This is a genomic window from Klebsiella sp. A52 (genome assembly GCF_018388785.1).
Classification (GTDB): domain Bacteria; phylum Pseudomonadota; class Gammaproteobacteria; order Enterobacterales; family Enterobacteriaceae; genus Klebsiella; species Klebsiella aerogenes.
In genome coordinates this window covers 3749192-3774918 of record NZ_CP074437.1, presented here as the reverse complement: position 1 = coordinate 3774918, position 25727 = coordinate 3749192, and the positions used below count along the sequence as shown (strand labels likewise).

Below are 25727 nucleotides of genomic sequence, written 5' to 3'. Positions count from 1 at the left end.
TATGGGTATCGACCTGTCAATTATCTGGTTCACGATCATCGTTTTTGCCACTCTGATGTATATCGTGATGGACGGTTTCGATCTCGGGATCGGCATTCTGTTCCCGTTTAATAAAAATGAAACCGACCGCGACATGATGATGAATAGCGTGGCGCCGGTGTGGGACGGTAACGAAACCTGGATGGTGCTGGGCGGCGCGGCGCTGTATGGCGCGTTTCCGCTGGCCTACGCGGTGATTATCGATGCGCTCAGCATCCCGTTAACCGCCATGTTACTGGGGCTGATTTTCCGCGGCGTAGCGTTTGAGTTTCGCTTTAAGGCGACGCCGGAACATCGCCCGTTGTGGGATAAGGCGTTTATCGGCGGTTCGCTACTGGCGACGTTTAGTCAGGGGATCGCCGTAGGCACCCTGCTCAACGGCCTCAGCGTCACGGGTCGCGAATTTAGCGGCTCAACCCTCGACTGGCTGGCGCCCTTCCCGCTATTTTGCGGCGTCGGGCTGGTGATTGCCTACGCCTTACTGGGCTGCACCTGGCTGATAATGAAAACTGAAGGCGCTCTGCATCGCAAAATGTCCGAGCTGGCGATCCCGCTGACGCTGGCGTTGTTAGCAGTGGTCGCTATTATCAGCATCTGGACGCCGCTGACTCACCCAGAAATCGCTCACCGCTGGTTTACCTTCCCCAATATCATCTGGTTTATGCCGGTGCCGTTGCTGGTGCTGGTTTGCTGCTGGGGGATTGTCCGTAGCGCCTATAATCGTCAGGCCAGCTATGGGCCGTTTTTACTCACTCTGGCGCTGGTGTTCCTCGGGTTCAGCGGCCTTGGGATCAGCATCTGGCCAAATATTATTCCACCGGCTATCTCTATCTGGCAGGCCGCTTCGCCGCCGCAGAGTCAGGGCTTTATGCTGGTCGGCGGGCTGCTGATCATTCCGGTTATTTTGATGTACACCTGCTGGAGCTACTACGTGTTCCGCGGCAAAATCAAACCCGATGAGGGGTATCATTGATGGCGACTCAATCTGATAAAACGTTAACGACGCATCATCGTCCGTTCTGGCATAAACTGATGTGGCTGGTGATTATCTGGGGGGCCAGCGTGCTGGCGCTCGGCGTGGTCGCCACCTTCTTTAAGCTATTGATGACGGCGGCAGGAATGCGTACTCACTAATACTAAACGCCGGACGGGGTGACCCGCCCGGCGTTTTTTTATGTAAGGTTGTAATAACGGTCAGGTTGCATTTTTTCCGGTAACGGATGTTGCCCGGTCATATCCATCAAATTACGTTCAATGGTATTGCACATTGCATTCAGCGGCAGGTCGTTGGCCGAGGTGCCAAACGGATCTTCCAGCTCTTCCGCCAGGGAATCCCATGACAGGAAGGTGTAGGAGATAAACACCGAAACAAACGGCGTCATGTAATGCAAATCGCCCACCAGCGCGAACGGCAGCAACGTACAAAAAAGATACACCGTGCGCTGTAAAATCAAGGTGTAGGCAAACGGCACCGGCGTACTCGCCAGACGTTCGCAGCCCCCCAGGACATGGGCTAACTCATCGAGTTTATTATCCATCAAGCCGTAGGTAATATCGCTGAGCTTACCCTGCTCTCGCAGCTTACCTAACTCATTACCAATCAATAATAATATTCGGTTAGTCGGCATTGAGCTGGCGAGAATTTCCGCCACTTTTTCTTTCGGCAACAGGCGATAGAGGTCGACCGCCGGGTCGGTTTTACGCAACTGGTGCTTAAGGCTCCAGCTGAACGCCACCAGGTAACTGACTAATGTTTTATGCGTTTCATCCTCGGCTGGAAGGATATTTTTCAGCTGCCGCACCAGCGTTCGTTCGGCAATCAGCACGGTTCCCCATAAATTACGCGCCTCAACGAAGCGGCTGTAGCTCGCGCTATTACGAAAGCCGAGAAAAATCGCAATCGCGATCCCCAACAGGCTAAATGGCGCAACGGTTAAATGAATGCCAAGTTGTTCATACCATTGATAGCTGATGATGGCGATGACCGACATCAGGACGTTCAATAGCAGGCGGAAAACAATTTTTGACAGCACGGAACCGTGCCAGTCAAACAGACGAAAAAACCAGTGTTGTTCTGGCCGGATGATCATTGTATTACTTCCTGAAGACCCAATGATGCTCAGTACATACCCTAATGAAAAATGATGGGTATATACCCGTCATACTTCAAGTTGCATGTGCGTTGGCAATAACTCGGCCCATCCCTGGGCCTCGCCCTTACGGGCGCAGTGAACTGCGTTCAAATTCGTTCCTGACGAATTTGTCCTCGCTCACCCCAGTCACTTACTGGAGTAAGCTCCTGGGGATTCCCTGCGTCGCCGCCTTCCTGCAACTCGAATTATTTAGGGTATAGATATTATCTATTAAGCCATTGGTTAATTTTATTGTACACAAACACGACATCGCGTTGATAACCGCCATTAATTAGCGATGAATTAATGGTGTTTTAATTATGGGCTGTTTTTATTTTCCACGCAATATACGGCCTGCAAAGCAGGCCGGAGAAATAAACTATCTGTAGCGGCGTAATGGCCGATATTATGCAGGGTTATTCAGCCTGACGGCTGGATAATTCTTCAAGTAGCGTCGCGGAAGGTACAAAGAACAGACTGCCGGTAACCGGGCGGCTGTAATCGAGCAGTCGATCGTAATTACCGGCCGGGCGACCGACGAACATGTTTTCCAGCATCTGTTCGATGGGCGCCGGGCTGCGCGCATAACCGATAAAATAGGTACCAAACTCGCCCATCCCGGGTTTGCCGAACGGCATGTTGTCGCGCAGGATTTTAATCTCCTCGCCGTTCTCTTCAAGCGTGGTCAGCGAACTGTGCGAACAGCTTGGTTTGACGTCGGCATCCAGTTCGATGTTGGTCATTTTTTTACGCCCGATAATACGCTCCTGCTGTTCGACGGTTAGCGCATTCCAGCCCGCCATATCGTGCAGATATTTCTGCACAATCACGTAGCTACCTCCGGCGAAATCCGGGTCTTCTTCGCCGATAATGGTGAAATCCGCCGCCGCGCGCCCCTGCGGGTTTTCACTGCCGTCAACGAAGCCAATCATCGCCCGACGGTCGAAATAGCGGAAGCCGTGAACTTCATCGACAACCGTCACCGCGTCACCCAGTTTATCCATCAACTGCGTCGCCAGCTCGAAGCTAAGCCCCATATCATCGGAACGGATATGCAGCAGCAGATCGCCAGGCGTAGAGACCGCCACGCGCTCTCCGCTGCCCACGCGGCGGAAAGGATGCAGTTGCTGCGGGGTGGGTTGACCAAACAACTGCGGCCAGATCTCAGCGCCAAATCCGCAGATGCAGGAAATTCCTGCCTCCGGCATGCGGGTACCAACGGAACGCACCACCGCGGCAAAATCATCGCACCAGTCGCGCACGCGGCTCAGGCTCTCAGCGCTGCGCGCTACGGTCGCGACGATGAATATCGCCGTTCGCGGCAGCGGTAAAGTAATCGCCTGAGGTTCGTTAATTTTCATATCATCCTCTGTTATTGCCAATTAACGGCAAGGTAGCGTTGGCTCCTGCAGGCAGGAGTCGAAAGTTGTTTACGCGTGAGCCAGTTCGCCGCCGGGCGCTTCGTATGGATCAATGTGAATCATCACCTGTAGCACCTCATGGCGCGCGAGCACATTTTCCCGCACCGCCAGCGCGATAGCATGGCCTGCACGAACCGACAGCTCGCCCGGAACTTCAATATGGACATCGACGAGGATCAGGTCGCCCGCCTTACGCGTTTTTAGATCGTGCAAACCCACTACGCCGCCGGTTGCGGCGATGGTGTCGCGTATCGCATTCTGGGTTTGCGCGTCGACCGAGCGATCCATTAAATCATGCAAAGCATCGCCGGCAAAAGTGTAACCCATTCGTGTAATCAATACCCCTACTAACAATGCCGCCACGGGATCCAACCAGGCAATACCGGCGAGGTTACCCACGATCCCCACCGCCACCACTACCGACGATGCCGCATCCGAGCGCGCATGCCAGGCGTTCGCAATTAATAATGACGATTGAATGCGCTTTGCTACCGCCAGCATGTAACGGAACAGCGTCTCTTTTGCGATCAGCGCCGTCAGGGCCACCCAAAGTGCCGTAATATGCACGGATTGAATGGTTTCCGGATGGAGTAGTTTATCCACCGCCGACCACAACATACCGACGCCGACAACCATTAAAATCGCGCCCAATATCAGCGACGCGCCATTTTCGTAGCGCCAGTGGCCATAATGATGATCGCTGTCTGAAGGTTTACGGCTTTTCTTATTGGCAATCAGAACCACAAAATCAGCAATTAAATCGGAAAGAGAGTGGATGCCATCGGCAATAAGCCCTTGCGATCCTGAAAACAGGCCAGCGATAATTTGCCCGGTCGATAAAAACAGATTAACCACGACGCTGACCAGGGTGCTTTTTCGCGCAGCCTGTGAACGCTGATGATATTTATTATCATTCTGTTGATTTTTATTTTCCATCATCCCTCCCGAATAAAGTGTGGATGATAGCCTGATATGAATCAGCGATATTCAATATTAATGGCTTGTTGATAATAAATTTAAAATAAATAGCCTGAGTTATAATATATAAATGCGAATTATTGCGCTTTAAAAATAGCCGACATTGAGCGGCTATTTTTTTATTTTATGACGTTGCCATTCGACGCATAGCGCAATGATAAGCCCCATTTCGCACCGAGGCGCGGAGCACCCGCGCTACGCCATTGACCGCCACTCTCGCGGTTCGCCGCTGCAGCGGATTGATGGGGATCGCCAGCATCTGCTGCGCCCAATCGGGGAGCAGATCGATTCCGGCGACCATTATCCAGCGCCCTACCGGCTGGCTTAGACGGCCCGGCAGACGGGTGTTGAGCAGCACCTGCGCCACTTCTTGCGTTCGCTCATCACAACGTAACTGTGGGCGCATATCCTGCAAATACTCCGCCACCTGACGTGGCGTTTCGGGGATGTCTTCGGCGCCAAGCCGACGGGCGACCTCCGCCGCTTCGCAGTAGTATTGCTCCTGACGCGCGGCAGTAACGATGGTGCGCTTATAACGCAGATGAGAGGCCATAAAGCTGCTGCACTCGGCCACGTGAACCCAGGTTAAGAGCGCCGGATCGCTGGCGCGATAGGGTGTGCCGTCCGGCGCAACGCCGCTGATGCGCTGATGGATCCCCTGCACTTTGGCGATTAATCTTTCGGCATCTGCGGTAGCGCCAAACGTGGTGGCTGAGATAAATTGACTGGTGCGGCGCAGACGGCCAAAGATATCCTCGCGAAAACGCGAATGATCCCACACACCGGCCAGCGCCAGCGGATGTAGCATCTGCAATAATAGCGCGCTAATGCCGCCGCAGAGCATTGAGGTAAAGTCGCCGTGTACCTGCCAGATAGCCGACTGCGGGCCAAATAAGCCTGGCTCGCCCTTCGGGTTTTCAAAATCAATCTCTTTTAACGCCATCCCGGTTAAACCCAGGACCTGTGATTCAATCATGCCGCGTATGCTGGTCATTGCGTTGCCCGTCGCTATCCGTAACGCCACCAACATAACACCATTCGCGGCGGCAGGCATTTGCCGACGGTGACTTTAAACGCCAACGCGCCCGCGTCCCCGCGGGCACGCCACGGATCAAGCGTTGAGCTGATAATCGAGGGAGATGTCGGCTTTCAGGACCTGCGAAACCGGGCAGCCGGCTTTGGCTTTCTGGATAATCGGATCAAAGGCCGCTTTGTCGATACCCGGCAGGACAATATTGCTCTGCAGCGCAATCTTGGTGATGGCGAAACCGCCGCCGCTCTTATCCAGCGTAACCACCGCAACGGTATCAATAGAGGTCGCCGTATAGCCCTCTTCGCTGAGCATTAATGACAGCGCCATTGAGAAGCAGGCGGCATGGGCCGCGCCGATAAGCTCTTCCGGGTTAGTCCCTTTAACACCTTCAAAGCGGGTATTAAAACCATAAGGTTGTTGGTTCAGCGCGCCGCTTTCCGTCGAGACGGTGCCTTTACCGCTTTTCAGATCCCCTTCCCAATGCGCCTGACCTTTCTTATGAATTGCCATCGTTTCACTCCTTTTTGACGTTAAAGGAGTAAGTATAGACAGCTCTAGCTGACCTGAGCCAACTGTTGCTGAATGGCCTCCAGAAACAACGGCAGCGCGCTGGGCTGATAATCCCGTGACAGATAGATGCCATAGACGGCCAGGGATTTTGGCGTATATCCAGTCAGCACCTGCTTTAGCGCGCCGCTGTTTAGCGCGCGCCGGGCTTCCAGTTCCGGCAGCATGGCGATGCCGCATCCGGCAACCGCCGCTTCCATCAGCAGAGAGGAGATCCCGGCGCTCAGATTGCCGGAGACGGCCACCGACACGGGTTCACCCTGCGGATCGGTAAACTGCCATGTCGGGGTGGCGAAATGGCTATAGTGCAGACAGTTATGTTGACTAAGCTCCTCCGGCGAATTTATCTGGCCATGCTGCTGTAGCCACCTCGGCGAGGCGCAGAGTACCGAGCGGCAAATGCCAAGCCGCCGCGCTATCGCCCCCGGCTCCGGATTATCGGTGATCCGGATGGCGACATCGATACGCTCGCCAATCAGACTCACCGGATGGTTATTGATATCCAGTTCGAGACGCAGTTGCGGGTAGCGGGCCAAAAACTCCGGTAGCAGCGGTGAGAGCAACTGCATGGCGGTAAAGTGCGCGCAGGCGACCCGCAGCGTGCCGCTCGGCACCGCGCGTTCCGTCTGCCCCGCGATCTCATCCGCCAATTGCGTGAGGCTACGCGTTTTCTGTAATACCTTTTCGCCAGCGCTGGTTAAAGTCAGTTTGCGTGTCGAACGATGAATGAGCCGGGTTCCGGCCCAGTGTTCCATCTGCTCCAGATAGCGACTCACCATCGGCCGCGACATACCAAGCGCCCTGGCCGCCGCGCTCAAACTGCCCAGCTCGCATATCCGCATATATACCTGGGCGGCGATCACTCGATCCATATCCGTATCCATCTGCACGTTTTATGAAACTCAGCATCTCTTTTTTCAGGAATTTTCGCAAATCAAGAATGACGTAAAATAAACCTATTCACCTGAAAGAGAGAAAACCAATATGAAAGTATCTGCCCTGGCCATCGCCACCGCCCTGTTCAGCACCACCACTTTTGCCGCGCCGTTGACCCTGCAAACCTACAACCCGCAGGAGAACGCGATCTTCGCGGTGAACTCCACGCTGGCCTCCGGCCCGCACGAGGCGGTGCTTTTTGACGCCCAGTTCAGCGTTAAAGATGGCGAAAAGCTGGTTGAGATGATCAACAAAAGCGGTAAGAAGCTCACGCACATTGTGATCACCTCCGGCGATCCGGATTTCTATTTTGGCCTCGAGCCGCTGGTGAAAGCCTTCCCGCAGGCCAAAGTGGTGGCGACCCCTCAAGTGGTTAAGCATATTGAAGAGACCAAAGCGGCGAAGCTGGCTTACTGGGGCCCGCAGATGAAAGACGGCGCGCCGAAGCAGGTCTATGTTCCACAGGTGTTAGCCGCAGATAGTTTCACCATCGACGGCGAGAAAGTGGAAATTCGTCAGCCGCAGAACTACGGCGCATTCGTCTGGATCCCGGCGAATAAAGCGATTCTTGGCGGCACCGGCGTCGCCTGGGGCATGCACGTCTGGACCGCCGATACCCAAAGCGCGGCGAGCCGTCAGCAGTGGCGCCAGACCCTTAACGATATGGCCGCGCTGCATCCGCAACAGGTGATCCCGGGCCACTACCTCGGCACGCCGCCGGCGGGCGACAAGGCTATCGTCTTTACCCGCGACTATCTGGAGAAATTCGAGCAGGCGCTGAAAGCGCATAAAGATTCCGCCAGCGTCATCAAAGCCATGCAGGCGCAATATCCGGGTCTCGCTGAAGAAAGTTCGCTGGAGTTGAGCGCGAAAGTGAACACCGGCGAAATGAAGTGGTAATCGCCCGCGCCTGAATCGAGAACGCTCTTAATCTGCCGACGCAAGGTTGCTATTCGCAAAAAAATGGACCACGATAATCCCGTCGCGTTAAAAAGCGCGGCGTACTTAGGGTTACGTTTCGTCCGGCTTGCGTCGGGCTTGTCCTTGAAACCAGAACAGGATTAAGGAGTAAGAATGAAATCGAACCATCAGGCACGTCATCTTCTCGGTCTGAACTACAAGCTTTCACGCCAGAAAAAAGTGGTGCTGGAAGGCGACGAAGAAACTACCGTTAACCATATCCATGCTACGGGCCGCAAACGCCGCGGTGGTTAATTTTCCAGCTGAGTGATGATAAAAACACCATCCGCTAAACAGGATGGTGTTTTTTTAAGACAATCCCACGCTTCGCATCCTTCTTTTGTTACCATCTGCTCTATACTCTGCCCGCTGCATTTCCTGCCAGCCCGATCGCTTATCGCCGCGCCCGGGTCTGAAGTGAACATCAAGGAGTTAGTGCGATGCAATTCATCTATAAAAAAAACCGTTCTCTTTATATCCCCTACGCTGGCCCGGTTCTGCTTGAGTTTCCGTTACTCAACAAAGGAAGCGCCTTCAGCATGGAAGAGCGTAGCAGCTTCAACCTGCTGGGCCTGCTGCCGGAAGTGGTCGAAACCATCGAAGAACAAGCTGAACGCGCGTGGATCCAGTATCAGGGATTTAAAACCGAGATCGATAAGCACATTTATCTGCGCAACATCCAGGACACCAACGAAACCCTGTTTTATCGCCTGATTGGTAATCATCTCGATGAGATGATGCCGGTTATCTATACCCCCACCGTCGGCGCCGCCTGTGAGCGTTTCTCGGAAATCTACCGTCGCGCGCGCGGCGTGTTCATCTCTTATCAGAATCGCCACAACCTCGACGATATCCTGCAAAACGTACCGAACCATAACGTCAAAGTGATCGTGGTGACCGACGGCGAGCGTATTCTCGGTCTCGGCGACCAGGGTATCGGCGGGATGGGCATCCCTATCGGTAAGCTGTCGCTCTATACCACTTGCGGCGGTATCAGCCCGGCCTACACCCTGCCTATCGTGCTGGATGTCGGCACCAACAACCAACAACTGCTCGACGACCCGCTGTATATGGGCTGGCGTCACCCGCGCGTGACCGACGATGAGTATTATCAATTCGTTGATGACGTTATCCAGGCCATCAAAAATCGTTGGCCGGACGTGCTGCTGCAGTTTGAAGATTTCGCGCAGAAAAACGCCATGCCGCTGCTTAACCGCTATCGTAACGAGATTTGCTCGTTTAACGATGATATTCAGGGCACCGCGGCGGTCACCGTCGGCACATTGATCGCCGCCAGCCGTGGCGCGGGCAGCCAGCTCAGCGAGCAAAAAATTGTCTTCCTCGGCGCGGGCTCCGCCGGTTGCGGTATTGCTGAACAGATCATCGCGCAAATCATGCGCGAAGGGCTAAGCGAAGAGGAAGCCCGCCAGCGCGTATTTATGGTGGACCGCTTTGGCCTGTTGACCGACGGCATGCCGAATCTGCTGTCGTTCCAGAGCAAGCTGGTGCAGAAGCGCGAAAACCTGCAAGGTTGGGATACGACCAACGAAGCGCTCTCGCTGCTTGACGTGGTGCGTAACGTGAAGCCGAATATTCTGATCGGCGTTTCCGGCCAGCCGGGGCTGTTCACGGAAGAAATTATTCGTGAAATGCACAAGCATTGTCCGCGCCCGATCGTCATGCCGCTGTCGAACCCGACCTCCCGCGTTGAAGCCACACCGCAGAACATCCTGACCTGGACCGACGGCGAAGCGCTGGTGGCCACCGGCAGTCCGTTCACCCCGGTGACGGTTAAAGGCAAGCAGTACGCCATCGCGCAGTGTAATAACTCCTATATCTTCCCGGGCATCGGCCTTGGCGTTATCGCCGCGGGGGCATCGCGCGTCACCGACGAGATGCTGATGGCGGCAAGCGAAACCTTAGCCAACCACTCGCCGCTGGTGAATAACGGCGAAGGCCCGGTACTGCCGGAACTGAAAGATATTCAGGCCGTGTCGCGCGCTATTGCGTTCGCTGTCGGTAAAGTGGCTCAGGAACAGGGCGTGGCGGTGAAAACATCGGCCGAGGCGCTGCTTCAGGCCATTAGCGATAATTTCTGGCAACCGGAATATCGCAACTATCGCCGAACCTCAATTTAATACGTTATCTCTAACCGGGCCAAATATCGGGCCCGGTTATTTTTTTGTCCAATCCGCCTGCCGCTTCTTTATATTTTCCCTCCTGATATTTCTTACGCCAATATATAAATAAAAACACTTGCTACTTTTCCTTACCCATGCAACATTTTCCAACCCCACATCAAACAAAGGAATGCAAAGTGGAAAATGTGACTTTCAAAGAAAACAAAAACACACAGACAATGATCCGCGTCGTATTAATCCTGATAGGTCTTACTGCTATCTTCGCGGGTCTCTCTCTCTTTAGTGGCGATATGTGGCGCATCATACCCGATGCCGACCCAGAAAAAACCGCAACCGGTACTCTCGTTGGTCTTATTATATATTCACCCAGTAAATTCTTTTTTGCGTTGCTTTATATTTTTATCGCCCCCTCTAATATGGCTTTTGCTTGTTCGAAAAATCAATTTTCACCTTCTGCACCACCCTATCATCCCTGCAATTTTGTTTCTCTGCGCAGGCATCTTTGTTTTTCTGCATCCAGAAGTGACACCGGGCGAAGACTTGAGCATTCAGTACAGTCGCCACAATAGTTATCATACTTCTATATTCTGGCGAGAAAGAATAACCCGTATTTATCTTAATAACACAATTAAATACGAAACATTTGTCGAGACTAAAGACTCCAGTTGGGATTTTAGTAAATATAATATTAAAAGCGCCTGGCGCTGCAAAGTCCAACAATATTCAAGTTTTTCAACTCTGGGCTTCAATGAAAGCTGGTACCCGGACGATGATCCGCAGGTAATGGCCGCGAACTGTAGACAAATTACGGATATTGAAGGACTCTCTAAAGAAACACTCTACAGTGCCCAGCGGATTGCCACTCAAAATCCCCCGTCAGCGTCGCAAAAAAAGAACGATGAGTAAAATACGACGAAAACCGACATAAACAGTCTGGCTGGCGCGCAATGCCACTATTACTGGTAAACGCGACTTCACTATCACAGACGAGTTAATAGCAAACTACCCGTTAAGTTAGCTGGCAGGAGTGCAAACAGGTCACTCCTGCCCTGGTTGCAGCCTCAGCAAGCCCCTTTGTTCCGTGCGACATCTCAAACTGCCGTCATCGGCAATAAACCCGTACCTGTCTGCTCCACTTTATTGCAATATTTATCGCCCTGTTTACTAAACACCCGTCCATCCTTACGAGTGGCTTCACATATGCTTTATTAACTCGCTCATCCGCGAGTAAAGGTCTTGCCCGCTTACCCGGTCGCCGATAAATTAGCAGTCAGATAACACGGTGCTGAAATAAGCGCGCAGCAAAAACAGAAGGTTTAGGTATGGCGAATATTCGTGATGTCGCCCGTCGGGCCGGGGTGTCAATTAGTAGCGTGTCCAACGTACTTAATAATCGCACACAGCAGATGCGCGAAGAGACCCGACAGCGGATAGTCAAAACGATGGCTGAGTTAAATTACCGCCCGCCGCGTTGCGCCCCGCCGGTCGCCGATTCAGCAACCAAAATGCTCGGCCTGATGGTACCGTCTATCGTCAATCCGAGCTTTTCAGCGCTGGCACATGAACTGGATACTGCCGCGCGCGCTTTTCGCCATCGCCTTTTATTAGGCATTTGCTGCCGCGATGCCGCCGAGGAGTCGGCATTTATCGCGGATATGTTTTTGCATGGCGTACGCGGATTGATCGTCGCCGCCAGCGACGTACGCAAAACCCACTTTGTACGTGCAGCCGAACAAGGCATGACCATTATTAGCTATGACAATCGGCTGGCCGAAAGCGTCCCGCCTCGGGCGCGCTACTTCGATAGTGTCTCAATGGACAACGTTGAAGCGGGACGTCTGGCGGCGCAACATCTGCTGGACAACGGTTGCCGCAATATCGTCTTTGCCACCGAAAGCGGGTTAACGCTAGGGCGCAGCCATAAAATCCTCGGCTTTCAGTCCGCGCTTGCCCAAAGCGGAACAGCGGCAAGAGGCGTGGTGATAGAAGGCAGAGGCAATCGGGAATTCGGCGACGCCGAGATGTTCGAACTGGGCGTAAGTCTGGCGCAAAAAATTAGCGCCCGCACGCCGCGAGTGGATGGCGTGGTGGCGATTAACGATGCGTTAGCCATCGGCATGATGGTTGGGCTCCGCGCGCAGGGCCTGAGAATTGCGGAAGATATTTCGGTCATTGGCATCGATAACATCGCCCTCTCAGCGCTCTCATCGCCCGGCCTTACCTCGGTAATGGCCCCGCTTTCGACAATGGCGTCGATGATGGTAGAGCGGCTCGTCCAGAGAATTGCTGAGCCGGGATTACAAACCGACGAATTTATCTTCGCTCCGGAAGTGATTCAGCGCCAGTCGGTAAGAATAAAGCAACCATAGTTGTTTTATAAATAAATAACACGATGCAGATAATATTTATTATCAGCAGGGAGGCTTACACCCTTTTAGACTCAATACGCATATTAATATCGGGATTCCCATCCCATTCTTTTGTACTTTAACGAGTATAACCGGAAATAATGATGAACCTACAATCTGCGCAAAATATAGAAAAGAGCGCCATTAAGAAATTGACATGGCACATTGTTCCATTAATGATATTGCTTTATTTTCTGGCTTTTCTTGATCGTAATAATATGGCCTACGCCGCAATGGCGTTAGAGGATAGCCTTGGTCTGACGGCCACCGCCTTTGGCTTTGCTTCGGGAATATTTTTCATCGGTTATTTTATGTTTGAAATCCCCAGCAACGCCGGCACGATTAAGTTCGGTCCGCGGCTGTGGTTCGCGCGTATTCTGATAACCTGGGGAATATTTGCCACCTTGATGGGCTTCGTCAGAACGCCGACCGAACTCTATATCTGTCGTTTTATGCTCGGCGTGTGCGAAGCCGGTTTCTTTCCTTCGGTGGTGTACTACTTCACGATCTTTTTTCCGCCCGCCTGGCGGACCAAAATTCTCGGCATGTTCATTATTGTTCAGCCGCTATCCAACGCCGTCGGTTCACCGATTTCAGGTTTAATTCTGCATATCGATAACGGCTGGTTTGGCCTTGAATCCTGGCAGTGGTTATTTATCCTCGAAGGTATTCCGCCGATCGTTATTGGCCTGTTCATCCCTTTTATTATCAAGAATTCACCACAGGAAGTCGGCTATCTCAACGCTGAAGAAAAAGCGTGGTTAATGAGTAGTACGAACCGTTCAAAATCAGGTAGTAAAGTCTCGCTGGCTGAGTTCGCCAGCGGTATTAAAAATCCCAAATATTTGCTTTATGCACTGCTGAACTTCGGGATGGTTTGCGGGATTTACGGCTTCGGAATGTGGCTACCGTCGATTATTACCGCCATTTCCGGCGATGACATTCTGCGCGTTAGTATGATTGCCCTCATCCCCTACGGCCTGGCGGCGCTACTGGTTTATCCATGGAGCATGCTGGCGAGTAAAACGCGAAAAATCGCCGTTTTTGCCGGTATCAGCATGGTCGTCGCCGCATTAGGACTCGCCGGCGCGGTGGTGTTCTTCAAGTACAACGTCGCGGTTTCACTCTCATTCCTGACCATTGCCGCCATTGGTATCTATACCGCGGTACCGTGTTTCTTATCGATGCCTGCCAACGTCTCGGCGGGCGCGGCGACGGCCGCGGGGCTCGCCGTAGTGAGCTGTATCGGCAACCTGGGCGGCTTCGTCGCCCCCTACGTGGTCGGCCTCCTTAACGACTTCAGCCACAGCAGCACGCCGGGTCTGATATTCCTCGCCATGTGCCTGCTAATCACCGGCCTGATTTGCATTTTCTACTGCGCCAGACAGCGCGAAGGCGTCATTCAATCCTGAAAATTTAAGGAAACATCATGGGAACTCTTATTGGTAAAAAAGCATTTATCACCGGCTCTGAACAAGGTATCGGCTGGGCTACGGCGGAAAAACTGATTCTGGCGGGATGCGATGTCTTTTTACACTATCACAGCGGTGAAGAAGGCCCGCAAGCGCTGGCGGCTATCGCCAGCTCGCGAGGGCAAAAAGCGGCCTGGCGCTATGCGGACTTGATTGACACTGAGGACGCGACCGCCTGCGTGCAGGCCGCCGCGGAATTCCTCGGCGGCATTGACATCCTGGTGAATAACGTCGGCGGCATCGTCGGGCGTAAGTGGCTTGGCGAAATTGACCGTCAGTTCTGGCAAACGGTGTTAGACGTCAATATGACCACCATGCTTAACGTCACCCAGGCGGCGCTTCCCTGGCTCAAATCGGCAACGGATGGCGCCAGCATCATTAACCTCGCCTCGCTGGCTGGGCGCTCCGGCGGGCATGCCGGATCTCTTGCCTATTCAACCACAAAAGGGGCCATCCTGACCTGGACACGCTCTCTGGCGGCTGAACTGGGCGAGCATGGCGTACGCGTCAATGCGGTTGCGCCGGGGCTTATTCTCGGCACCCGTTTTCATAACCGCCACACCACACAGGCATCGGCTGATGAAACCATCCGACAAATTCCGCTAAAGCGCGCGGGAACGCCGGATGACGTCGCCCGCGCCATTGCTTTCCTTGCCGGCGAGTATGACGGATTTATCTCCGGCGCCACTATCGATATTAACGGCGGAATTTATCGCATGTAATGCAAACCGGGCGGCCAGAAATCGCCGCCCGCCAGGGAGTACCTGATGATCAAATTCGAAATTATCCATCCACAACTGCTGGCTGCTCTGGCGTGCTGCGGCCATAAATCACAAATTCTCATCGCGGATAGCAATTTTGCCTGTCGCGTTAATGCCAATGCCGATGCCACGTTGATTCAGCTCAACCTCGCGCCAGGCATGGTACCGGCAACTTATATCGTCGAAAAACTGCTTACCTGCGTTAATGTCGAACACGCGACGCTGATGGCATCACCAGCGGAATTCACTAACACCATCGCCAGTGAATACCGGGAGCTTCTACCGACAAACTGCCCGCTTGAATATGTCGAACGCCAGGCGTTCTACGCTAAGTCCCGGCTGCCATTGACCCAACTGGTCATCGCTTCCGGCGAACAGCGTCGTTTTGCCAACCTACTACTCACCGTGGCCCCGGCCTAATCGTCATACCCGCCGCCGATAAGACCGGCGGCGCGATCCTCAATGCTGGTATCTGGTCAAAAGACAATTTAGCCACTACACTCCCTGCATCCATCAACCTACTGAAAAAATAAGGAGGATCCCCATGCTGTACTGTGAACTGTTTAATGTTTCACATACATTTGGCGATCGCACCAGCTCAAGCGTTATCGGTATCGTGCTGCGATAACTTTAGCTTGAGCGAAGAAGCCAACGACTAAATCCCTTCCTCGGGCTTACCGGGTTATCGTCAGCGATGTTTGACGAGGCATTCTCATGCCTGTAACTCTTGAGTAAGTTCACAATGAGCACATTTTTAAGCGCACAATCTCTCCACGTTGATACGGCCTTTGGCCCACTTTTCAACGACCTCTCCTTTACCCTGAAAAAAGGCGATCGCATTGGCCTGATTGGCTATAACGGTTGCGGGAAAAGCACGCTATTGCAGGTGCTGGACGGCACTCTCACGCCGAATTCTGGCAGCGTATCGCGGGCTAATCACTGCCTGCTGGCGCGAGTAGAACAACATCTTCCTGATGCCCTACTCAGCCAACCGTTATTACAGGTGGTACTGGAAAAACTGGCGCCTGGCGAACGGGATTCGCTGTGCTGGCAAGCGGAGCGGCTGCTCGCTGAAATGGGTTTTACCGTTCAACAGACCCAACAGCAAGCCGCCACCCTGAGCGGCGGACAACATACCCGTCTGTTGCTTGCCCGCGCCTTGATCCAACAGCCCGATTTGCTGTTGCTGGATGAGCCAGGCAACCATCTCGATCTGCCGACCCTGCTGTGGCTGGAAAGCTTTTTACAAACCTGGCAGGGGAGCTTCGTGGTGGTGTCGCACGATAACCTCTTACTGGATGCTGTAACTAATACCAGTTGGATTTTACGCGATAAAACGCTGCACGCTTTCTCACTCCCCTGCAGCGCCGCCCGTCGGGCGCTGGAAGAGCAAGATGCAAGCGATGCTCTGCGCCACAAAGCGGAACAAAAGGAGATCGACCGCGTCGCTGCCAGCGCCAAACGGCTGGCCATCTGGGGCCGGGTTTACGATAACGAAGATCTGGCGCGTAAAGCCAAGCAGATGGAAAGGCAGGTTTCACGCCTGAAGGATAGCCAGACGGAACTCACCGCCGGCACGCCGTGGCGTCTTGAGGTGCATGGCGACGCCGTTCGCGCCGATCGCCTGCTGGAGATGGAAAATCTCCCCGTGCCGCCGGCGCCGGGTCTTCCCGCCCTGTTCACCACCGGTGTGGCGCGGCTGCAAAGCGGCGACCGGGTAGCGATAATGGGTCGCAACGGCGGCGGGAAATCGTCGCTGCTGCGCCTGTTATGGCGGCAAATGCAGCAACCGGCTAGCGAAGCCGGCCTGCGTTTACATCCGCGGCTCCATGCGGGTTATTACGATCAAACCCTGCATCAACTGGCGAATGAGTCCAGCCTGCTGGAGGCGCTGGAGCCCTTTGAGCCTTCACCGGAAACGCGCAAGCGGGCGCTGATTTCCGCCGGCTTCGGCTGGGCGCGACACGGGCAGAAGGTCAGCACTCTCAGCGGCGGCGAACGTTCGCGACTGCTGTTTGTCGGCCTGTCGCTGGCAAGCTATAGCCTTCTGCTGCTCGATGAACCCACCAACCATCTGGATATGGAGGGTAAAGAGGCGCTGGCGGCGACGTTGCGGGAATATCCCGGCGGCCTGCTGCTGGTGAGCCACGATCGACAGCTCATCAGCCAGAGCTGTAACCGCTTCTGGTTAATTGATGAAGACGGGTTAAGCGAGTGGCACGACGTCGACGAGGTGTACCCCCGTCTGCGCGGCAACGAGCGCCTTCAGAGCCCGGCGACCCAAACGCCGCCGCAGGCGACGACCGTCGACGACCTGCAAGAGGGTCTGCTGGAACGTCTGGTGATGCTGGAGCAGTTATTGGCGGACGATCTGCAGCGTAAGCCGAAACATCAGAAACCGCAGCTACAAGCGCAGTGGCGTCAGGAGATTGAGGAAATTAATATACAGTTGAGTTAACACGTTTATGCCACCGGAGCTTTAGCGCCCCGGTGGCATGACGGCTTTAGCGGCGGGTAAACTGTTGCTCAAGCATGGTCTTCCCCCATTGATCGCCCCGCCACTCTTTACTCAGCGTAAACCCAAAGGATTCATATAATTTACGCGCCGCCTGCAAGCCGCTAAATGTCCATAGCTGAACCGCATCGAAGCGCTGATTATCACAAAAGTTGATGGCTTCAGTCAGCAAGCGCCGCCCCACGCCGCTGCCACGACAGCCATCGCCGAGAATAAACCAGCGCAGATGCGCTTCATTATTCCCGAGGTCTTCGCCATCAATGGCGACAGAGCCGACGACGACGCCATTTTTGACCGCCAGCCAAATCTGGTTACGTTGATTGTTCAGCCTGCCAGAAAACTCAGCCAGACCGCTGGCGACTTTACCTTCAAAAAAATGGCCAAAGCCGTAATGCCGGGCGTAATACTCACCGTGCATTTGCGCAATGCGGCCAATCATTCCCGGCTGATAGCCGGTGACTATCGTGATGTCGTTTGGTCTGGTCGTGACCGGCTGCTGACGACAACGCTCAAGCGCCCACGAATAGGCCGTCAACCCCTCGGCAACAATCTGCTGCTGTGCGCTATCCAAATGCGCCAGCGCCTCAATCACCCGCATGGCGCCGTACTCATGAATGCGGGCGACCGTCGCCTGCCCTTTGGTTGTCAACGAGAGTTGTTTAAAACGCCCGTCATCAACACAACCATTTTCCTCTATCTCGTTAGCGGCCTGCAGGCGCGATAGCATTCGGCTGACGCTCGATTTGTCCAGCCCCAATACCTGCACCAGTTGCGCGGCGGTCATCGCGCCATGAGTAGAAATCTCAAGAAGCGCATGCACCGCTGAAGGTGAATAGTCGGTGGCCGCCAGCGTGCTGTTCATAAAGCCGAGCTCGCGCACCATCAATCGTGATGCGCAACGAATTTGATCGATAAGTAAAGTGTCAGACATAGTGACATCCATGAATCGAGATGGTTGCATCATACAACCACTATTCGCTTACCCTGTCAATCACCCTGACGCACGTAGCGCAATGCCGATTAAGCCCCCTAAAATTAGTATAAACGGATGAATATAGTGCCAAATATGCGGCAAATCCCCCCATTCCCAACCATACCGCTTGTAATTAGCGACATAAGATCCAATCCTTAATGAGTATTATTTTCGCTGTTAGCACCTTCGTATCATTAACAAGGAGAAACGCATGAAAGCTGCTGTAGTCACCCACGACCACCAGATTGATGTAACCGACAAAAAGTTACGCCCGCTGGAGCATGGCGAAGCGCTGCTGAAAATGGAATGCTGCGGGGTCTGCCACACTGACCTGCACGTGAAAAACGGCGATTTCGGCGATAAAACCGGCGTCATTCTTGGCCATGAGGGCATCGGCATCGTGGAAAAAGTCGGCCCTGGCGTGACGTCGCTGAAGCCGGGCGATCGCGCGAGCGTGGCCTGGTTCTTCGAAGGCTGCGGCCACTGCGAATACTGTAATAGCGGCAACGAAACCCTGTGCCGCTCGGTGAAAAATGCCGGCTATACCGTCGATGGCGGAATGGCCGAAGAGTGCATCGTCACCGCTGATTACGCGGTCAAAGTGCCGGATGGACTGGATTCGGCCGCCGCCAGCAGCATCACCTGCGCCGGCGTCACCACCTATAAAGCGGTGAAGGTCTCACACATCAAACCCGGCCAGTGGATTGCCATTTATGGCCTCGGCGGCCTGGGTAACCTGGCGCTGCAATATGCCAAAAACGTCTTTAATGCCAAAGTGATCGCCGTTGACGTCAACGACGGACAGCTGGAGCTTGCCGCCTCGATGGGCGCCGACCTGACGGTTAATTCCCGCAACGAAGACGCCGCCAAAATCATTCAGGAAAAAACCGGCGGCGCCCACGCGGCCGTGGTTACCGCCGTTGCTAAAGCGGCATTTAACTCCGCCGTAGATGCGGTTCGCGCCGGCGGCCGCGTCGTCGCCGTTGGCCTACCGCCGGAAGCGATGAGCCTGGATATCCCTCGCCTGGTGCTGGACGGTATTGAAGTAGTGGGTTCGCTGGTCGGTACCCGTCAGGATCTGATTGAAGCCTTCCAGTTTGCCGCCGAAGGCAAAGTGGTGCCGAAAGTCACTCTGCGCCCGCTTGGCGATATCAACGCCATCTTTAAGGAGATGGAACAGGGCCAAATCCGCGGCCGCATGGTTATCGATTTCCGCCGTTAATTCTGTCTGACTCTGCCAGACGAAAAAGTCTAACCTGCTGACTATTCCCGCATGTTGGGAATAGTCAGAATTCGCAAATGCTTAGCGCAAATCGTTGGTTCCTTTGTATTCCGTCGCGCCCGATGATGGCAAGACAATAGATAACAAAGGAATTCACCATGCAAAATCGCTTTCGCCTGGCTACGCTTGCCGCCCTTTTTATCGCAGGCGCATTTTCAGTTTCGGCCGCGCAAACGCCGATCAAAGGCGGCACCTTAATTTATCTGGAACAACAGCCGCACACCAATCTCTATCCGCCGGCCGGCGGTTTTTACCCTAACGGCGGGATCCTCAATCAGATAACCGACAAGCTGACCTGGCAGAACCCGGAAACGCTAGCTATCGAGCCGTGGATCGCCGAAAGCTGGACTAGCAACGACGATAAGACCGAATATACCTTTAAGCTGCGACCTGGCGTCACTTTCTCTGACGGCACCCCACTCGATGCCAACGCGGTCGCAAAGAATTTTGATACTTACGGTTTGGGCAATAAAGCCCTACGTCTGCCGGTTTCCGAAGTGATCAACAATTACGATCGTAGCGAAGTCATCGATCCATTGACCGTCAAATTCTACTTCAAAAAACCCTCACCGGGATTCCTGCAAGGGACCGCAACGATTGGCTCCGGGCTGGTTTCCCTCAGCACCCTGGCGCGGAGCTTTGAGGCGCTGGGCGATGCCCGCCATATCATTGGTTCCGGCCCCTTTACGGTAAAAGATGAAAAACCCGGACGCGAACTAACCCTGGTGGCGCGGAAAGATTATCAGTGGGGGCCGAAAAATCTTGCTCAGCAAGGCCCGGCGAACCTCGACGGTATTACCTATATCGTCACGCCGGAAGATAGCGTACGTATTGGCGCGCTGCTGGCGGGACAGGCCGGGTTTATTCGCCAGGTACAGGCCTATGATGAAAAACAGGCGACCGACCAGGGCTTTAATATTTATGCCGCACCGACGCGTGGCGTTAACGATAGCCTGAGCTTCCGCCCTGATAATCCGCTGGTTGCCGACCTGCGGGTACGCCAGGCGCTACTGCATGCGACCAACGCCAAACAGGTTGTCGAAACCCTTTTCTCACCTAACTATCCGCAGGCAAGTTCCGTCATCGCCCGCACCGCCGCGGGATACGTCGACTTAAGCGACAAACTGGCCTTCGATCAGCAGAAAGCCAAACAGCTGCTGGATGAGGCGGGCTGGATCCCGGGCGCGGATGGTATCCGACAAAAAGCGGGGCAACGGCTGGCGCTCACCGTCTATGAATCCCTGCCCCAGCCGCAGAACAAAGAGGTGCTACAGCTGGTCGCGCAGCAGTGGCGTCAGGTTGGCGTGGCCTTAAGCGTGAAAGCCGGCGACGCCGGCAGCCGGGTACTGGATAATCTCGACCCGCTAAAAACGCCATTAACCGTTTCTGAAGTTGGTCGCGCCGACCCGGACGTGGTGAAGAGTATGTTCTTCCCGGCTAATCGCGATGCCTTGCTGCAACAGGGCGGTTCGAGCGACAAAGTAAAATCCTTCCGTGACGATAAGCTCAACGCCCTGTTAACCGCAATCTCTGCCGAAGTGGATGGGCAAAAGCGTCTGCAGCTAACTGGCGATGCACAGCGTTACCTACTGGATAACGCCTACGTCATTCCCATCTTTGAAGAACCGCAGGTCTTTGCCGGCGCGTCATGGGTAAAAGGCGTACGTTTTGAAGCCGTAGGCCGTCCGTCGTTTTACGGCGTATGGCTGGATAAACACTAAGGGGGCGCCATGAGCCACTATCTTTGGCGACGGTTGGGACAAGGCGTGCTGGTGCTGTGGGCGGCCTTCACCCTGACCTTTTTTCTGCTGCAGGTACTTCCCGGCGACGCGATTTTGATTAAGTTTCAGAACCCCGATCTGGGGCTGAGCCCGCAACAGATCGCTGAAATGCGTGTGGCCTATGGTGCAGACAGCCCGCTGTGGCGGCAATATTTGCATACCTTGCTGGCCATGCTGCAGGGGGATTTCGGCTATTCACTCCAGGCGGGACTGCCTGTCAGTTCCCTGATTGCCAGCAATTTACCCGACACGCTGGCGCTGGCGTTGCCGGCCTTTGCGCTGGCGGTTCTGCTGGCCTTTGCGATCGCTATCGCTTCGCGTTTGCCGGGGCTACGCGGTATCAGCAATTTGCTACAGTCGTTGCCGGTGCTGTTTATTTCACTGCCGACCTTTTGGCTCGGCATCGCCTTAATCCAAATCTTTTCATTCCAATTGCACTGGGTCCCGGTTATCAATCCCGGACCTCTGCAAGGCCTGGTGCTACCCGTTATCGCGGTGGCGATACCGATTTCCGCGCCGCTGGCGCAAATTCTGTTACGCACCATGGATCACATCGCCGCACAACCCTTCGTTGCCGTTGCTCGCGCCAAGGGAATGAGCGAAACGTGGGTGTTATGGCGGCATGTCACCGGCAATGCTCTGTTGCCGACATTAAACATTGCCGGCCTGCTGCTGGGAGAACTGATCGCCGGGGTCTTAATTACCGAAACCGTTTTTGGCCGCAGCGGGCTCGGCCAACTGACGCAGCAGGCGGTGAATAATCAGGACATTGCCATTCTTCAGGCCGTGGTGATGATTTCAGCGCTGGGCTTTGTCGCGATCAATCTGCTGGTCGACCTGCTGATGCCGATGCTCGACCCGCGCTTAAAACCCCTGCGCGGAGGTGCGCTATGAGTCTGGTCGATTATGCCTCGGCGGCACGACGCCGTCCGGTGAACTGGCGCCGTTTTTCCTTCCAGCCTGGACTGTGGCTGGCATGGTCGGTGATGACGGTTGCGGTACTAATGGCTTTCGCACCGCAATGGTTCACCGCGTTTAATCCGCTCGACGGCATCGCTGGCGCCCAGCGTCTGGCGCCGCAGGCGGGACACTGGCTGGGTACCGACCAGCTCGGTCGCGATGTGTGGAGCCGAATCGTCTACGGCGCAGGGCATTCGCTTTCCGCGGCCCTGGCCGCCGTCGCCATGGGACTGGTTGTCGGCACGGCGTTGGGCACCGTTGCCGGCGCGCTGGGGGGGCGGGTCGAAGCGGTCGTCATGCGGCTTGTCGATATTCTGCTGGCTATTCCCTCGCTCCTGCTATCACTAACGGTAATCATACTGCTCGGTTTTGGCACCCTGAACGCCGCCATGGCGGTTGGCGTTGCCGCTATCGCCAGTTTCGCCCGACTGTCGCGCGCCGAAGTCGTGCGCATTCGTCACAGCGACTATGTCGAAGCAGCCTACGGAAGCGGAGGCACTTTTTTGTCCGTATTCTGGCGGCATATTCTGCCTAACTCGCTTTCGCCGGTGCTGGCTTTCGCCACCCTACAATTCGGCCAGGCTATTCTCGCCCTCTCAACCCTGAGTTTCCTCGGCTATGGCACTCCACCGCCGGTGCCGGAATGGGGATTACTTATCGCCGAGGGGCGTAACTATCTTTCCACCGCCTGGTGGCTCACCACCTTCCCCGGAATCGCGGTCATTGCCGTGGTACTGGCAGCCAATCGTATCAGCCAACAACTCAATAGGGATCGCCGATGAACGTGCTTAACGTAGAAAATCTGACCATCAGCTACCGCTCGGGCGGGCAGTGGCGCGAAGTGGTTCATCGGGTGAGTTTTACGGTTAAACGCGGCGAGATGCTGGCGTTCGTCGGCGAATCCGGTTCGGGTAAAACCACAACCGCTCAGGCGATTATCGGCCTGCTGGCGGAAAACGCCCGCCTCGATGCCGGGGCGGTTCGCCTCAACGGTGAAGAGATTAGCCGCTGGTCTGGCAAGCGGCTGGATAGCCTGCGCGGGGCCAGAATCAGCCTGGTGCCGCAGGATCCCGGCAACTCGCTGAACCCGGTGCAAACCATTGGCGCACAGGTCGGCGAAATACTCCGCCTGCATCAAAAAAGCAGTAAAACGGAGCGTCGACAGCAAGTTATCGCCCTGCTGGAAAAAGTCGGCTTAAGCCATCCGGAGCTGCGCGTAGACCAATATCCGCACCAGCTCTCCGGCGGTATGAAACAGCGGGTGCTGATCGCCATTGCCATCGCCCTGAAGCCGGATTTGATTATTGCCGACGAACCCACCAGCGCGCTCGACGTGACGGTCCAAAAAAGAATCCTCGATCTGCTCGATCATCTGCGTCGTGAATCCGGCACCGCGGTGCTATTTGTCACCCATGACCTCGCGCTGGCGGCGCAGCGTGCCGACCGGCTGGTAGTTTTTCGTCACGGTGAAATTCAGGAACAGGGCAACACGGGTGATGTTATCCGCACCCCACAGCACGGCTATACCCGCCAGTTGCTGTGCGATCTACAGGGACAAAACCTGCACTTAACCACCGCCATTCACCCGTTTGTTACGCCGGCAATACGGGTTGAAGGCGTGAGCAAACGCTTTACGTTAGGGGGCAGCCATCTGCAGGCGCTGGATAACGTAAGCTTTATTTTACCGCGTGGCAGTACCCATGCGCTGGTCGGCGAATCGGGTTCAGGAAAAACCACCCTCGCCCGCATCTTGCTGGGTTTTGAGCAGGCCGATAGCGGACAGGTGACCATCGATGGTATTGCCAGCGGACAATTGAGCCGCGAGGCCCAGCGCCAGCTGCGGCGCAAAATTCAGTTTGTTTATCAAAACCCTTTCGCCTCTCTCGATCCCCGCCAGACCCTGTTCGACATCATCGAAGAGCCGTTGAAGAATTTTCAGCGCCTGACCAAAGATGCGCGGCGTCGACGGGTAGAGTCCGTCGCCGCCCGCGTCGCGCTGGCGCCGGAGCTACTCAACCGAACCGCTCGCGAGCTCTCCGGCGGCCAGCGTCAGCGGGTCGCTATCGCCAGGGCTCTGATCCTCGAGCCCACGATTCTGGTGCTCGATGAGGCCACCTCAGCGCTGGATGTCACGGTGCAGGCGCAAATTCTCGCCCTGTTGCTGCAATTACAGCAACAGCTTGGGTTGAGTTATCTGTTTATCACCCACGATCTGGCGACGGTGCGTCGCATCGCCCATAGCGTGACGGTGCTGCGCGCCGGGCAAGTCATCGAACAGGGCGAGGTAAAGCAGTTGTTCGCCGCGCCGCAGCACGACTATACCCGCGAGCTGCTCGCCGCCATTCCTCATTATCACGCACCCAGCATGGAGATTGCATGATGCCTAAACGTCTCGGATTTTTCACCCGGCTACTTGATCGCGCCACGCCGCAAGAGCGCTATCGCCTGGCGACGGAGCAGATCCGCCACGCGGAACGGCTGGGCTTTGATAGCGCCTGGGTGGCGCAACACCATTTTCATGAAAATGAAGGCGGATTACCGTCGCCGTTGGTGTTTCTTGCCCATGCGGCGGCCCATACGCAACGGATCCGTCTCGGTACCGCCATCATTACGCTGCCGATGGAAAACCCGCTGCGCGTTGCGGAAGATGCGGCAGTGCTGGATTTACTCGCTGAGGGTCGCCTGGAAGTGGGTTTTGGTTCCGGCGGGACGCCAACCTCTTTTCTCCCCTTTGGCCTGGCCTGCGAACAACGCGGCGCGGTCTTCGCCGATCATCTGCATTTGATTGAAAGCGCCTGGCGCGGCGATACGTTGGCTCATCCGGACAATCATCTTTATCCGCCTGCGCCGCAGCTGGCAAAACGGATTTGGATCGCCACCTTTTCAATTGAAGGCGCTATTCGGGCCGCTAAATCCGGCCATGGGTTGATGCTATCGCGCACACAGCCGCGCCCGCCAGGTCAAAGCGAGCTGCCGCTGGATGCGATTCAGAACCCGATTATCGACGCCTACCTCGCCGCGCTGCCATCCGGCGTGGCGCCGCGAATTCTGGCCTCCCGCACTGCGTTTATTGCCGACAGCCAGGGGTATGCGCTACAGGCCGCAGAGCCGGGTTTAAGTAAACAGGCGGCAGCCCATCGCGCCGCCGGCCACGAGATTATTGGTGACACTGTCACGGATTACGCTCGCCAGCTTGATGCCCACATTGGCGATGCGCCGCATGTGCTTGCATCGCTGGCTAAAGACAGCGTGCTAGCCCGGGTGACTGACATTTCGTTTCAGGTTCATTCGGTGGAGCCATCGCATCAGGACACGCTGCGTTCTATCGAACTCATCGCTAAACACATTGCCCCGCAATTCAGATAAGG

The 25727-nt window shown here is 55.1% G+C and carries 23 protein-coding genes and 1 pseudogene; 17 read left to right on the top strand and 7 right to left on the bottom strand.

The features are described from left to right. Nucleotide 1 precedes the first annotated feature (1 nt). Complete coding sequence (gene cydB, locus KGA69_RS17795) at nt 2-1012, top strand: cytochrome d ubiquinol oxidase subunit II (protein ID WP_015705494.1); 1011 nt, start codon at nt 2-4, stop codon at nt 1010-1012. Continuing rightward, nucleotides 1012-1173: a DUF2474 domain-containing protein gene (locus KGA69_RS17790; protein WP_064568862.1), complete on the top strand. Its 162-nt coding sequence runs from the start codon at nt 1012-1014 to the stop codon at nt 1171-1173. The genes cydB and KGA69_RS17790 overlap by 1 nt, the downstream gene beginning before the upstream one ends. Before the next feature lie 38 nt (nt 1174-1211). On the opposite strand, the gene KGA69_RS17785 is transcribed toward KGA69_RS17790, so the two are convergent. The 6 genes from KGA69_RS17785 to KGA69_RS17760 form a co-directional block, all read right to left on the bottom strand. Next, on the bottom strand, nt 1212-2129 hold the full coding sequence (locus tag KGA69_RS17785) for a bestrophin family protein (RefSeq protein WP_045394194.1): 918 nt from the start codon (nt 2127-2129) through the stop codon (nt 1212-1214). Nucleotides 2130-2587: 458 nt separating this feature from the next. Further along, the gene (locus KGA69_RS17780; RefSeq protein WP_045394192.1) at nt 2588-3532 is read right to left on the bottom strand and encodes a Dyp-type peroxidase; all 945 of its coding nucleotides are present in this window, start codon (nt 3530-3532) and stop codon (nt 2588-2590) included. Nucleotides 3533-3601: 69 nt separating this feature from the next. Beyond that, nucleotides 3602-4528 carry a cation diffusion facilitator family transporter gene (locus tag KGA69_RS17775; RefSeq protein ID WP_045394190.1) on the bottom strand — a complete coding sequence of 309 codons (927 nt, stop codon included), beginning with the start codon at nt 4526-4528 and terminating at the stop codon, nt 3602-3604. A 166-nt stretch (nt 4529-4694) separates the two neighbouring features. Then, nucleotides 4695-5564: an oxygenase MpaB family protein gene (locus KGA69_RS17770; RefSeq protein WP_213292531.1), complete on the bottom strand. Its 870-nt coding sequence runs from the start codon at nt 5562-5564 to the stop codon at nt 4695-4697. Nucleotides 5565-5681: 117 nt separating this feature from the next. After that, entirely contained in the window at nt 5682-6113 is a 432-nt protein-coding gene (locus KGA69_RS17765; protein WP_015366497.1) for an OsmC family protein, read from the bottom strand. Between the two features lie 44 nt (nt 6114-6157). Further along, entirely contained in the window at nt 6158-7042 is an 885-nt protein-coding gene (locus KGA69_RS17760) for a LysR family transcriptional regulator (RefSeq protein WP_045394185.1), read from the bottom strand. A gap of 112 nt (nt 7043-7154) precedes the next feature. Here KGA69_RS17760 and KGA69_RS17755 point away from each other — a divergent pair, with 112 nt between their 5' ends. The 9 genes and pseudogenes from KGA69_RS17755 (at nt 7155) to KGA69_RS17715 (ending at nt 17306) form a co-directional block, all read left to right on the top strand. Beyond that, nucleotides 7155-8006: a Vmh family MBL fold metallo-hydrolase gene (locus tag KGA69_RS17755; protein ID WP_047048579.1), complete on the top strand. Its 852-nt coding sequence runs from the start codon at nt 7155-7157 to the stop codon at nt 8004-8006. Between the two features lie 174 nt (nt 8007-8180). Beyond that, complete coding sequence (gene sra, locus KGA69_RS17750; protein WP_015366494.1) at nt 8181-8321, top strand: stationary-phase-induced ribosome-associated protein; 141 nt, start codon at nt 8181-8183, stop codon at nt 8319-8321. 185 nt (nt 8322-8506) lie between these two features. Next, complete coding sequence (locus tag KGA69_RS17745; protein ID WP_015366493.1) at nt 8507-10204, top strand: NAD-dependent malic enzyme; 1698 nt, start codon at nt 8507-8509, stop codon at nt 10202-10204. A 221-nt stretch (nt 10205-10425) separates the two neighbouring features. Then, nucleotides 10426-11113, top strand: a pseudogene (locus KGA69_RS17740) (glycosyl transferase). 416 nt (nt 11114-11529) lie between these two features. Then, complete coding sequence (locus tag KGA69_RS17735; protein ID WP_045394180.1) at nt 11530-12576, top strand: LacI family DNA-binding transcriptional regulator; 1047 nt, start codon at nt 11530-11532, stop codon at nt 12574-12576. Between the two features lie 143 nt (nt 12577-12719). After that, complete coding sequence (locus tag KGA69_RS17730) at nt 12720-14027, top strand: MFS transporter (RefSeq protein WP_045394178.1); 1308 nt, start codon at nt 12720-12722, stop codon at nt 14025-14027. A 17-nt stretch (nt 14028-14044) separates the two neighbouring features. After that, nucleotides 14045-14809, top strand: a complete 765-nt coding sequence (locus KGA69_RS17725) for an SDR family NAD(P)-dependent oxidoreductase (protein ID WP_047050876.1) — start codon at nt 14045-14047, stop codon at nt 14807-14809. 45 nt (nt 14810-14854) lie between these two features. After that, the gene (locus tag KGA69_RS17720; protein WP_045394174.1) at nt 14855-15268 is read left to right on the top strand and encodes an RbsD/FucU domain-containing protein; all 414 of its coding nucleotides are present in this window, start codon (nt 14855-14857) and stop codon (nt 15266-15268) included. Nucleotides 15269-15590: 322 nt separating this feature from the next. Continuing rightward, a complete protein-coding gene (locus KGA69_RS17715; protein ID WP_213292530.1) occupies nt 15591-17306 on the top strand; it encodes an ABC-F family ATP-binding cassette domain-containing protein in 1716 nt (571 codons plus the stop codon). A 46-nt stretch (nt 17307-17352) separates the two neighbouring features. Here KGA69_RS17715 and KGA69_RS17710 read toward each other — a convergent pair whose 3' ends face one another. Beyond that, a complete protein-coding gene (locus KGA69_RS17710) occupies nt 17353-18294 on the bottom strand; it encodes a bifunctional helix-turn-helix transcriptional regulator/GNAT family N-acetyltransferase (protein ID WP_063447141.1) in 942 nt (313 codons plus the stop codon). 253 nt (nt 18295-18547) lie between these two features. Here KGA69_RS17710 and adhP point away from each other — a divergent pair, with 253 nt between their 5' ends. The 6 genes from adhP (at nt 18548) to KGA69_RS17680 (ending at nt 25725) form a co-directional block, all read left to right on the top strand. Then, nucleotides 18548-19558, top strand: coding sequence for an alcohol dehydrogenase AdhP (adhP, locus tag KGA69_RS17705; RefSeq protein ID WP_015366486.1), 1011 nt, complete (start codon nt 18548-18550; stop codon nt 19556-19558). 158 nt (nt 19559-19716) lie between these two features. Continuing rightward, nucleotides 19717-21339 (top strand): TIGR04028 family ABC transporter substrate-binding protein, encoded by a 1623-nt coding sequence (locus KGA69_RS17700; protein ID WP_045394169.1) that lies wholly within the window; start codon nt 19717-19719, stop codon nt 21337-21339. Between the two features lie 9 nt (nt 21340-21348). Beyond that, complete coding sequence (locus KGA69_RS17695; RefSeq protein WP_045394166.1) at nt 21349-22293, top strand: ABC transporter permease; 945 nt, start codon at nt 21349-21351, stop codon at nt 22291-22293. Further along, a complete protein-coding gene (locus KGA69_RS17690) occupies nt 22290-23141 on the top strand; it encodes an ABC transporter permease (RefSeq protein WP_045394163.1) in 852 nt (283 codons plus the stop codon). Before KGA69_RS17695 ends, KGA69_RS17690 begins: the two co-directional genes overlap by 4 nt. Further along, complete coding sequence (locus tag KGA69_RS17685) at nt 23138-24739, top strand: dipeptide ABC transporter ATP-binding protein (protein ID WP_045394160.1); 1602 nt, start codon at nt 23138-23140, stop codon at nt 24737-24739. The genes KGA69_RS17690 and KGA69_RS17685 overlap by 4 nt, the downstream gene beginning before the upstream one ends. Beyond that, nucleotides 24739-25725: a putative FMN-dependent luciferase-like monooxygenase gene (locus tag KGA69_RS17680; RefSeq protein WP_045394639.1), complete on the top strand. Its 987-nt coding sequence runs from the start codon at nt 24739-24741 to the stop codon at nt 25723-25725. The genes KGA69_RS17685 and KGA69_RS17680 overlap by 1 nt, the downstream gene beginning before the upstream one ends. Nucleotides 25726-25727 lie beyond the last annotated feature (2 nt).